This is a genomic window from [Phormidium] sp. LEGE 05292 (assembly GCF_015207735.1).
Lineage (GTDB): Bacteria > Cyanobacteriota > Cyanobacteriia > Cyanobacteriales > Aerosakkonemataceae > Floridanema.
Map to the genome: position 1 here is coordinate 1 of NZ_JADEWG010000180.1, position 11433 is coordinate 11433.

An 11433-nucleotide genomic window follows, 5' to 3' on the forward strand; every position below is an offset into this window, starting at 1 on the left:
CCTCTGCCCCCCTGCCCCTTGTCCCCTTGTCCTTTCTTTCCGTTGGGGCTGCTGTGTGGGTGGGTTGTTTTCCCAGGGTTGTGCAAGCCCTGCCGCCGCCAGAGGATATACCGGAAGAGATTTTGCGGACGGAGATAATTACAGAAGGGCGATCGCCGATCGATGGTAAACTTTTGAGTGCTGCTGAGTATGCTGAATTACAAGCATCTCTGCAACTAGATTCCCCACCTGAGCCAATGGTTAGTCGTGAGATCAAGCATTTGCTTTTCCTGCTGCGAATTCGATCGCAAATTCGTCTAATCCTACCATTTTTAGATTTTTAACACCAGACTGAAATTCTAACCAGGATGGGGAGATGGGGAACAGAGGAAGTTTGAAAATTAACTCTCCTTGTCTCCTTGTCACCTTGTCTCCCGCTACCCCCAGCCATGACAACCATCGGCACAGGTCGTTCTTGCTAAAAGTGTGTAAAAAAATGTATTAAATATAAACTATTTCTAGACGACTCTCCCGGTCAAACCAACTTAGTTAAGTCGATATTTAGGTAAGGTAGCCTCATGTCCACAACCATTGCCCCAGAGCAGATTGACAGAATTGTTTGGAATCAGCATCACGACCCCTTTGAAGTACTAGGGCCGCATACGATAGAACAGAATGGCAAAACCGTCTGGGTGGTGCGAAGCTACTTGCCCAATGCAGATGCAGCCTGGGTAATTCTACCCGAACAACGGAAAGATTATCCCATGCAGCCTGTACATAATCCCCACTTTTTTGAATGTGTTCTTGAGGTCACAGAGCTAGCAAATTATCAATTGCGGGTCAAAGAAGGCGAACATGAAAAGGTTATCTATGACCCCTACGCTTTTCGTTCACCCCATATAACAGAGTTTGATATTCATCTGTTTGGAGAAGGAAATCATCACCGAATTTATGAAAAGTTAGGCGCACACTTAACCGAAGTCAACGGAGTTAAAGGTGTGTATTTTGCGGTTTGGGCACCAAATGCGCGAAATGCTTCTTTATTAGGTGATTTCAACTGTTGGGATGGACGTAAACATCAGATGGCAAGGCGGGTAAACGGAATTTGGGAACTGTTTATCCCTGGATTGGGTGTGGGAGAGCATTACAAGTTTGAAATTAAAAATCACGCAGGTCACATTTACGAGAAAAGCGACCCTTATGGTTATCAACAAGAAGTTCGACCGAAAACCGCTTCAATAGTTACAGATTTAACTACCTACACCTGGAATGACGAAGAATGGATGGAGAAGCGGCGTTATACTGAACCATTGACCAAACCAATAGCGGTTTATGAATGTCATTTGGGTTCTTGGTTGCACGCTTCTTCCGCTGAACCTGCCAGATTACCTAACGGGGAAACAGAACCTGTAGTTATTACTTCCGAACTAAAACCTGGGTCGCGGTTCCTAACTTATCGGGAGTTGGCAGATTACTTAATTCCTTATGTAAAGGAGTTAGGTTTTACTCACATTGAATTGTTGCCTGTAGCGGAACATCCTTTTGATGGTTCTTGGGGTTATCAGGTGACAGGGTTTTATGCGCCGACTTCTCGCTTTGGTAAGCCGCAGGATTTCATGTATTTTGTCGATAAGTGCCATGAGAATGGAATTGGGGTAATTGTAGATTGGGTGCCGGGACATTTCCCCAAAGATGGTCATGGTTTGGCTTTCTTTGATGGAACGCATTTGTACGAACACGAAGACCCCCGAAAAGGTGAACATAAAGGTTGGGGGACTTTGGTGTTTAACTATGGTCGCAATGAAGTGCGGAATTTCTTAGTGGCGAATGCACTTTTTTGGTTCGATAAGTATCACATTGATGGAATTCGGGTGGATGCGGTAGCTTCGATAATTTATTGGAACTACTGTCGTCCTGATGGTGAATGGGTGGCTAATCAGTATGGTGGTTGCGAAAATATTGAGGGTGCGGATTTTCTGCGCCAGATGAACCACGTAATTTTTAGTTATTTCCCTGGTATTCTTTCCATTGCTGAAGAGTCTACTTCCTGGCCGATGGTTTCTTGGCCGACTTACGTGGGTGGTTTGGGCTTTAATTTGAAGTGGAACATGGGTTGGATGCACGATATGTTGGATTATTTCCACATGGACCCTTGGTTCCGCCAATTCCATCAAAACAATGTTACTTTCAGTATTTGGTATCACCACAGCGAGAATTTTATGCTGGCGTTATCTCATGATGAGGTGGTGCATGGCAAGAGTCCGCTGATTGGCAAGATGCCTGGTGATGAATGGCAGAAGTTCGCTAATGTGCGGGCGCTGCTGACTTATATGTATGCTCACCCTGGTAAGAAGACTCTGTTTATGAGTATGGAGTTTGGTCAGTGGAGTGAGTGGAATGTTTGGTCGGATTTGGAGTGGCATTTGTTGCAATATGACGCTCATAAGCAATTGAAGTTGTTTATGACGGAGTTGAATCATTTGTATCAAAGTGAACCATGCTTATATACTCAGGATTTCAATGATGCTGGGTTCTACTGGATTGATTGTAGTGACAATCGTCATAGTGTGATTTCGTTTGTCCGCCGCGCTAAGGATTCTGATGAGTTTGTGGTGACGGTGTGTAATTTTACGCCGCAACCTCATAGTCATTACCGAGTAGGTGTACCGGAAGCGGGTTTTTATCAGGAGTTGTTCAATAGTGATGCCCGCAAGTATGGTGGCAGTAATATGGGCAATTTGGGAGGAAAGTGGAGTGATGATTGGTGGTATCAAAATCAGCCTTATTCGCTGGATTTGTGTTTACCGCCTTTGGGTGTGTTGATTTTGAAGTTGCAACGTCCAGCGGTGACGCAAGAGAATGCAGTGGATGTGGAAGCTAGTGACTCGTAAAGTATAAGTTTGTTGTGACGACTTTAGTCGTTCTATTGGAAAGATGACGACTAAAGTCGTTACAACGGACTTAGTTTTGGCAACCTTTGTCGCTATCTGTACGCATAGCTCCCAGTAAGGTGGAAACAAATACACAACGTCTGGGGGCTTTATCGTTCGCTCCAGGCGATATAAAAGTGATTCTACCTAGTTGTCCGTTAACTCTGCCTTTATATTGAAATTGAATATTGTAACTTCCGTTACTCTGTTTTAGTGTAGTGTGAGTCTGATCGATTTCGATTTGATCTGCATCCTCATCGAGTAAATAATTCCATGTGGGGTTAGTTTGTGTATCGCTAACTGGATGTACTGACCATTGTATCCAACGATCGCTTTTCCGAAAACTTGCTTCCCAAACTCGTTTTTCGCTTTTGGCGTTTTGTTGGGCTTGTCTGATAATGTTTAATGTTTGGGCTTGGGCACTGTTGAGGCGATGGCGTTTGAGGATAGTTAGCCAACTCGGTGTGGCGATCGCTGCTAATATTCCAATTACAGCAATAACTACCAATAACTCAATTAGGGTAAATCCAAGACTTAAACGGGAATACGGGTACTTCATGTAATTAATAGAACTGCACCGTTCTTAGTATTCCCTTCTGCACGGTATGATTTACCAAACAGGCATAAGTATTTTGGAGTCCAGATTTTTGGGCAATGTTTTTGATTATGGCTTTGCTATAGGCATTAGAGATGAACAATCATTATCTGAAGCTGCGGATGTGGCACCCAACAAAGTTATAACTGCGACACAGCGCTTTGTCCCCTCTTTTACTCCCTTTTGTCCTGGATTTTGCCGAGTACCAAAGGTAAGTACTCCTGTTTGGGAAGGACTTTCTACTAACAAACCTTTGTATTGAAACATAACGCTGTAAGCATTGTTACCAGCCTCACTCAGGTTACTCTTAGTAGTATCAATCGCAATCAAGTCAGAACTTTCATCTGTTAAGTTGTTCCAGACAATACCAGAAGTAGAACTCTCCCCAGGATTCAAACATTTGTTAACTGGGGAGCCAATATTGGGAGGTAAAGGTTGCACTGACCATTGCACTCGGGTTCCATCATCGCGGAAGCAGGCTTGCCAAATTCTTTTTTCTCTTTTTGCATTTGCTTGGGCTTCTCTGAGTACAACCAAAGCTTCAGCCTGAGCACTATTTACCCTTTGTTTGGTTAACCATGTTAACCAATTGGGAGCAGCGATCGCTGCGAGAATACCAATAATTGCAATTACAACTAACATTTCTATCAGCGTGAAACCAGCGAGCGCTTGTTTCGAGAAAGGTTTCATGTTAAATTACTCCTATTTCCAACAATTTGGTAAAAAATTGTCAGTTTAACTATTGTTGTTTATCAACAACCCCACGAGCCACAGCTTGAGTTTTCACTGCCAAAAGGGGCGCGACATTTACACCTGCTTTACCAGTTGGGTTGCCTCTGAGGAAAATCAAAACGTCTTGGTTAACGTTGCTTTGTAGAGCTCCCGCACCAATAGTGTTGTTAGTACTGACGCAAACCATAAAGCTGGGGTTGTCAAAGGTAGCACCTGTTGGAGTAGCACCTGTTGAAGACGGAATCTGGCTGTAGTTAGTATTGTTAGGGCATTGAGTCTTATCAGGTGGTGTCAGCGTATCACTATATAGATCACTTTTACGACTTTTAGTGGGAAAATCAACGAAATCAACTAACACTTGAGTAGTGCCTTTTGCAGTGCCGTCTGCAACTTCATTTTGCAGACTCACACCAGTGCCATCTAACGGCCAAGTCTCGAATTTAACGGTTTTTTCGGCTGGATCGACGTATCCTGGAGTTTTAGTTAAACTGCTTACACCTGTTTGTGTATATTTAGGGATATTTAAACGGGCAATCCGGGAGACACCCCTCCATCCTTGACTCTTATCGTTGGTATCGTTAACTTTTTGGAGATAAACGACCAAAGTGTAAGCTCTGCGTCTAATTATGAGCAAGTCACACTCAGTTCTCTTATCGTTATTTGTCCCAAATTGATTGCAATCTTTAAGGCTCCCCATATCATTATCCCCAATCGTTTCAGGTTTCCAGAAAGCCAATATTGGAGCATAGCCAGGAGGTAGCTTCATATATTTTGAATCTGTAATTTTCTGAAGACCCGCATAATCGTAGATATAAGCTGCCTCTCTGACATCGTTGACCATATAATCGAGAGCCATTTGAATTTCCCGTTGGGTTTCGTTGCGGGCATATTCTCGACGGTCTGTTTGCAACAAATCTACAACAAAATCTAACAGTGCTACTACTACAAAAGTAGCAATAAGAGTGGCGACTAGAAGTTCCAAAATAGTAAAACCAGAATTTTTTGATCGTTTTCTGGAACTAGCGCCTCCCAGTTTGAGTATTTTTTGAAAAAGTTTGACAGTCATTTTTTTCTCAGGATTGCACTAAAGAACAAAACATTTTGTGTTAGTTACACTTAAAAATTCCGTTACCTAAAAATTGTTGGTAACACTGAAGTGAAACACCTGTATCGCTACGAACCACATTGCTATAAATAACTGCTAGGGGTCGCTTTTGTTGCTGTCCTAATGCAGTAGTCATTCTTAAAGAGGCTGTTGTTGTTTCCAAGGTGCCAAAATTTTGTTTTGCAGAGTAGGCATAAACCCGCACACCCATGCCAAAAGCCATCAGTTGGCTATCATTGTTTCTTACTCCAGGAGTACGGTAAATCTGCACGAAAAAGTCAGAATTTCCATCGCCGTTCACATCGACTTCTGCTGCTTGAGTAGCGGATGTGGGAAAGACTTTGCCTGACGGAAGTTTATCAGCTGACCCAGGTGCGTTTTGACTTTGAGGGCTAGTATTTGGGGCAGCACCTTCTGGGGGTAAATCTGTGTCACTGTAATTCCCTGTTTCCACAGTGCGTCTTACTCGATCGACTTCCCCCTGTGCTAACTGCAAAGCTTGTTCAGCGCGGCGGTTTTGTATCCTAGTACCAACGGCGAGAAAAATCGGTGGACTAATAGCACTGATGACTATGGTAATAACTACAATGCCAATTAAGCATTCCAATAAGCTGAAACCTTTGTGAGATGTATTTTTTGACGGCAGCTTAGTTAAGAGGAATGACATAAGCTTGGGGTAATTTTTTTCTGACTGACGGTTTCCCTTTGTCCCTCTCAAGAGGGAGGGGGAATAACCCTCCTGAGAAAGAGTAGAGGGAGGGATGTCAGGTGAGTGTAACTTAGTAAACATTAGAGTTTCTCCTGTTTAAATGAATCCCTCACAATTTCGCTACAGGCATTCTTTTAGCGAAGCTGGGTCTAATAGGCCATTAGACTTATTAAGAGCCAGACGCAACCGACAGATGTAGGGGTCGTCTACTTTTAAATCTCGGTAGAATTCACTACGTTTTTTGCCGGAAGTAACGAAACGTTGAGACATTGGGCCTGCTGGTGCATATTGCAGCCCCACATCATAACCCCAATATCGGTTTGGTGGTTGGTAATATTGAACGTTGCCAGCACCACCGGGGTTTGTATTTGCTGGTTCCCAAATAACACTGTTTTGGGTGTAAGGAGCAGTAGCGTAGGTACTGAAGTTTAATTGCACAAAAGACCCGCTAATTAGAGCACTGGTGCTACTCCAGTTTTCAATAAATCTGGGGAAGTTGTGGAAACCACCATTTGGTTGGTTCAGTCCAGTGGGTGTGATGCCGCTGACAATGATGGAATTAACTCTGGTTTCGGTGGCTTGGTTAACATTAGTTCTGTAGTCAGCATCTAAGGCGCGGTAAGTGGAGTTGTATGGTGTTTGTGATGCAACAGGACAAAATCCATTAGTTGGTGCAACATTACAAAACATTGGGTGGCCGTCGCGGGAAAGTTTTATTGGTAAGGTACTAGAAGTTGTTCTTACTGTTCCATCTTCCAGCAACCAACCATTACCAGAAGTAGGGGTAGTAGGCCCATTTATGGCTAGGAAGGAATAGCGACTGGTAACTTGAGCATTGCTTACATCCTGTGTAATACCCAAGTCGATGTATCCTTTGTGGAAATTATTAGAAAGGATAGTTATAGCATCGCTAAGAATTTCGGCAGGTCGCCAAGTATCTTTGCCAGAGCCAGTTCTGCCAAAGTTGGTATCTAGCGTACTGCGAGTGTAGAAGCTACCCCAATCAGGTGCTGCACCGGAATTAAATATCTTTTTATCGCTAAATTCCTCAATTAGATTGCTGCTAGTTCCATTTGTGCTGTGGTAGTTAAAGTCTCCCTGAATATAAATCGGGTTGTCGGAAACAAAGGTGATGCCTCTGGGGTTATTTTCATCAAGAATACCATTCGGATAACGTCTTAGGTCTTGACCGTTTCTCAACCGGAAACCGTATGGACGGCGATCGGGGTCTGGTTTGAAATCCACTGGTTTGCGCGTGAGGCCGTTGGTTTCTAATAGTGGATCTGTCGGACTAGTGGGGTTGGTGTTGTTATTGGGGCTAGTTCCGCTCGCGGGTCTAGCAATAGTATCTTCTCGTACTGCATCTTCCCGGAAAGCATAGACGATGCCGCTTTTGGGTAGCCAGGTGTTGCTGCCGATCGTGTTTCTCCTCAACAAGTTCAAGTCAAGGGTTAAGGCTCGCACCGTCATTTTTTCTCGGCTGTCGAAGAAAGCAGTGTCTATCAGAGAAGTATATCTGTTTGGAGCAGTAGCACTACTTGGCGCATTTCGAGTAATGATCCCAAAATCATTTTCCAGTGGAGATGCTGGGTTAATTTGGTCACTAGTGGGTAAGTACCAGTTTCCGTTAGCACTGTTGTTGCCGCTTGTCCAGTTTTCACCTTTTGGTTGAACAGATGTAATTGCCGTTGGTTCGACAGCAGTGAATTGTTCACTATTATTAGTCAATGACGCATCGAGGTATGGTTCCGATGTCGGTAGAGTTGCACCTACAGGAGCACTAATGCGATCGTGGTTGTTGTTAGCAGCTGTGGGGAAAAGGTAATAAAGTGAGGGGAATTTGGGTTTTGTATTGCAAAGACTGGTTGCTAGAATGATGAATCTTTTCTCATTATCTGCACCGCTAGGCACTGTCACGTTTGCTGCATAAGTGTTGGTGGGACCCGAATTCGTAGTAGAAATGCCAAAGAAATTATTGCCTGTGGAGCTAAAGTCACAGCCTATATTAACAGTCTGACCGTTTGTATAAGTTTTTCCGGCGTATGAAAAGCTACCAGTAGTAGGAGGAGTACCAGGAGTATCCGTTTGCTGATTGATTGTGTACTTGAAAAAGTTTGCTGTTGTCGGTGAGTCGGAAAAACCAAAGCGGCGATCGCGAATGATTTGCTCTTTCATGTGAACAAATCTTGCCAACCTCTGATTGTCGCCTGTTAACTTAGCAATATAGTCATCCGGCGTTGGCGTGTAACCAGTAGTAGGCCAAGTAACTGGATTAGTTGCTGATTCCAAAGCAGTACTTACAGTAGTAAAGCTTGCCGGGGTTGATGCCCACCAAGAGTTGTCATAATTAGGCGATTGTAAGAAATAGTTAAGGTTATACGCTAACATCCCCACAGCACAACCAGCTGTATGCAAATAAGAATTATCGGCAATGCTATTGTTTGCTGGGAGAGCTAAGGCTCTTTTTAGGTTCGAGAAGTTCCCCCACATGGTTAAATATGGGTTGGGGTAAACTCTGCCACCTTGGGTCGGTGGAAACGCACCGCTATTATTTACATCTGTGTAATCTCCAGCAAATTTAGCCAGATTTTGTAGGGCAGTTCTTAATGGAGTGCCGCCAGTAAATTCACTTAGAGCAGGAACAGTGAATTCCCATCCATTAGTACCGCGACCATAGAAAAAGTCACTAACTAAAGCTGCTGGTTGAGTGGGATACCAGTACTTTTGTCCGGGAAGCATGAAATTTCTACTGTCCCAATCAGTTGTCTGAGTTCCCGGATGAGCAGTAGTTGCTACACAAGCAAGAGGAGTATCTCCAGCTGGACTAGGTGCACCACTATCATGGTGATAAACAACAGTTGCTTGAACTGCGGCTAAGTTATCTCTGAGAGTACGTCTTTGTTGTTGTTCGTGGGACGTACCATTTTTATTAACCGGATAAAGCGGGTCTGTTTCACCAACATCGTTACGGTTTCCATTTCCATTCAAGTCAGAATTAACCCAACCAAAAGTATTACCCAATTGCAACCTGGGAGAAACAATTACTCGCAAACCATTTGCCCAAGCGCGACGTTCCCAGTAACCATCCAAACCAAGTAGTCTATAATCCGGGTCAGATACTGTGTTGGTTGTGTTGCCGATCAATTTGTCAATTTTTGTAGGGCTAATAGGGGTAGAGGCGATCGGCTTACCATTGTATCTGTCGGCATTATTCAGCGCTAATTCTGAGTCTACGCGATCGTACTTAGGTTTCGGACCCCAACGGTTATCGGCTCGGTAAGTATCGTCAACATAGGGAGGATTTTGTAGCTGGTTGCGAAATCTACCTTGCGTTACAAAAGATTTACTACTCCAACTACTATCTCTAGCAGGGTCTCTATTGAGAGGGTTTCCTCCTTTGGCACGGGACAGGTCTTGAGTAAACAAAATTACCGGATCGATTGCTACGTCGCTGGCTGATTTCCCTCCTACCGAGTCGCTCCCATCATTCAAAATAGCTGGTACTACATTCGTTTTGCTTTTATCAGGATCTGTGTTATTCCCTCCAGGCAGTTGCAGGTCAATTTGTGCAGAACCAGCACTATTATTGTGTGCTCCAGCAGCTTTGAATTGTCCTTGATATTGAGGTGTTCCCCCTGACGGTGTTGGTTCTTCCAATACAGTAATTTCCGAAGAATCTTTGCCATAGAAGCAAGATTTGGGGGCACTAATCAGATAAGCTCTAAATGTATTGTCGGAGCCGATAAAGAGGTTGCCTGCACTGTACATGGCTCCGTTCCAGTTGAAACCTGCACCTGGATAGATTTCCATGTCGTAGCGGAACCAAGCCCCCCATCGGTTAGCTCTGTCTAATTGTCTATCCTGTTGAAATTCTAAGGTGGCAACAGTGCGGCTGGTTCCTTGTTTGCTGGAAACAACAATCGCATCTACTTGAAAGGTTTTGCGTAGCACACCGCTACCTGATGGATACCAGACACTTTCATCTACACTATTAAAGCTATTTGGAGGGGGTGGTGTAGGATTGTTAGTCAGGCTTGCACAAACTGTGTCGTTCAGATTGATAGTGCTAATTGGACCGTTACGAGTTACTAGGGCTTTAGCTTTTTTTGCGTCTGTATCTGAACCATCCTTGTCTACTGCAATGCCGTTGCTATCTCTACCACCTATACCATCTATGGAAATTTGTTGAGTATCATCTCTACTTCTTAAATAAATGCCATAGACAACTGTTTCCAGTTTTCCATCATTATCTACGTCTGTTTCATAAGACCAAGCTGGATCGTTATTTGGATTTCCATCTCCGTTTAAGTCTATGCGTTTTTCACTTCCGGGTTGGTTTTGTGTCCCAAAAGTGTAGGGGTCAGGACTAGCTTTTTGTACCAAAGAGTAGAGGCTATCATCGTTAGCTAATATCTGTAACAACAACTGGTCGGAAGCAGCACCTGTTGGAATCCGAGTATCTTGTGCAAACAGATACTCTAATTTCGCCTTTGCTCTTTCAATTGCTGGAGTAGCAGCATTATAAATAACTTGTTCTTCTCTCGAACCCATTACCTGAATAGTCCGGCTTTGGGTACGTAGTAATATAGCAGCTACTACTAAAGTGACTACTAACAATAGCAAAACAACTGTTGGTAGCACAAAACCTGCTTTAGCATGAGGCTGTCGCTGTTTATTAACACCAATTAGCAAGACAGTTCGTAAAAACCAATCAAATAAACTTTTAGTAACAGTATTTATCCAGTTCCAAGTTCGTTTAAATAACTTGTGAAATGCTCTTTTAATAGCTCTAATGTGTTTGCGTCTTAACATGGCTGCTTTCCTGACATAAGAGAATCTGGCTTCTAACAGGCGGGAAAATAAACTATGCTTTTCCCTAAAGAAAATTAATATTTAAGAAAGATTGAGAGGAATCATAAAACTTTTATAAAGTTTCACGCTTAATTCTGTACTAACAACTGTAAACCTATAGTGCCACCGAGAAAATACGCTTTAATGTCAAATAGACTTGTGTTAAAAGATGTATGTATTTTAACGGATTGAGATGAAGTTGCTGGAAAATAATAGTAGGTAGGACGGAAGCCTTACCTGGGGAAAAATAAAGTTTATCTTCGCTGGAGTAATGGTTGTTGTGATTTGCACAGGGGAGGCTGTGCGATCGCGATCGTAAAGTAGTGGGTGCAGAGAAAGGATTTTGTTTCATTTGCGCCTACATTCAGATGACGAATCAACTAAAAACAACATCAGCGTTTTCCCTTAAAGAACTACAATCCTGGGGAGGATTTTTCTTTATTATTTATTAAATGTTTAAAAAAAGTTCCTCATCAGGGACTAGACTTATATTACCCACCCTCACAAAAAACCGATCACCCTTGTGCGAGAA

Annotated in this window: 8 protein-coding genes; 2 read left to right on the forward strand and 6 right to left on the reverse strand. The window is 43.2% G+C overall.

Annotated elements, in window-relative coordinates:
* The coding region (locus tag IQ264_RS28380) for a hypothetical protein (RefSeq protein ID WP_322744824.1) at positions 1–323 on the forward strand (323 nt) is incomplete at its 5' end.
* Between the two features lie 234 nt (positions 324–557).
* Complete coding sequence (glgB, locus tag IQ264_RS28385) at positions 558–2870, forward strand: 1,4-alpha-glucan branching enzyme (RefSeq protein WP_193985326.1); 2313 nt, start codon at positions 558–560, stop codon at positions 2868–2870.
* Between the two features lie 70 nt (positions 2871–2940).
* Here glgB and IQ264_RS28390 read toward each other — a convergent pair whose 3' ends face one another.
* From IQ264_RS28390 to IQ264_RS28415, 6 genes are all read right to left on the reverse strand, one after another.
* Positions 2941–3468 carry a type II secretion system protein gene (locus IQ264_RS28390; protein ID WP_193985328.1) on the reverse strand — a complete coding sequence of 176 codons (528 nt, stop codon included), beginning with the start codon at positions 3466–3468 and terminating at the stop codon, positions 2941–2943.
* Positions 3469–3573: 105 nt separating this feature from the next.
* On the reverse strand, positions 3574–4194 hold the full coding sequence (locus IQ264_RS33765) for a pilus assembly FimT family protein (protein ID WP_193985330.1): 621 nt from the start codon (positions 4192–4194) through the stop codon (positions 3574–3576).
* Positions 4195–4243: 49 nt separating this feature from the next.
* Positions 4244–5302 carry a prepilin-type N-terminal cleavage/methylation domain-containing protein gene (locus tag IQ264_RS28400; RefSeq protein WP_193985333.1) on the reverse strand — a complete coding sequence of 353 codons (1059 nt, stop codon included), beginning with the start codon at positions 5300–5302 and terminating at the stop codon, positions 4244–4246.
* Positions 5303–5342: 40 nt separating this feature from the next.
* Positions 5343–6008, reverse strand: a complete 666-nt coding sequence (locus tag IQ264_RS28405; RefSeq protein WP_193985335.1) for a prepilin-type N-terminal cleavage/methylation domain-containing protein — start codon at positions 6006–6008, stop codon at positions 5343–5345.
* Between the two features lie 162 nt (positions 6009–6170).
* Entirely contained in the window at positions 6171–10862 is a 4692-nt protein-coding gene (gene hpsA, locus IQ264_RS28410) for a hormogonium polysaccharide biosynthesis protein HpsA (protein ID WP_193985337.1), read from the reverse strand.
* A gap of 154 nt (positions 10863–11016) precedes the next feature.
* Positions 11017–11253, reverse strand: coding sequence for a hypothetical protein (locus IQ264_RS28415; protein ID WP_193985339.1), 237 nt, complete (start codon positions 11251–11253; stop codon positions 11017–11019).
* Positions 11254–11433: the final 180 nt, after the last annotated feature.

Coding starts and splice junctions, on each gene's coding strand:
- glgB (WP_193985326.1), top strand. CDS start 558: ATGTCCACAACCATTGCCCCAGAGCAGATTGACAGAATTGTTTGGAAT.
- IQ264_RS28390 (WP_193985328.1), bottom strand. CDS start 3,468: ATGAAGTACCCGTATTCCCGTTTAAGTCTTGGATTTACCCTAATTGAG.
- IQ264_RS33765 (WP_193985330.1), bottom strand. CDS start 4,194: ATGAAACCTTTCTCGAAACAAGCGCTCGCTGGTTTCACGCTGATAGAA.
- IQ264_RS28400 (WP_193985333.1), bottom strand. CDS start 5,302: ATGACTGTCAAACTTTTTCAAAAAATACTCAAACTGGGAGGCGCTAGT.
- IQ264_RS28405 (WP_193985335.1), bottom strand. CDS start 6,008: ATGTCATTCCTCTTAACTAAGCTGCCGTCAAAAAATACATCTCACAAA.
- hpsA (WP_193985337.1), bottom strand. CDS start 10,862: ATGTTAAGACGCAAACACATTAGAGCTATTAAAAGAGCATTTCACAAG.
- IQ264_RS28415 (WP_193985339.1), bottom strand. CDS start 11,253: ATGAAACAAAATCCTTTCTCTGCACCCACTACTTTACGATCGCGATCG.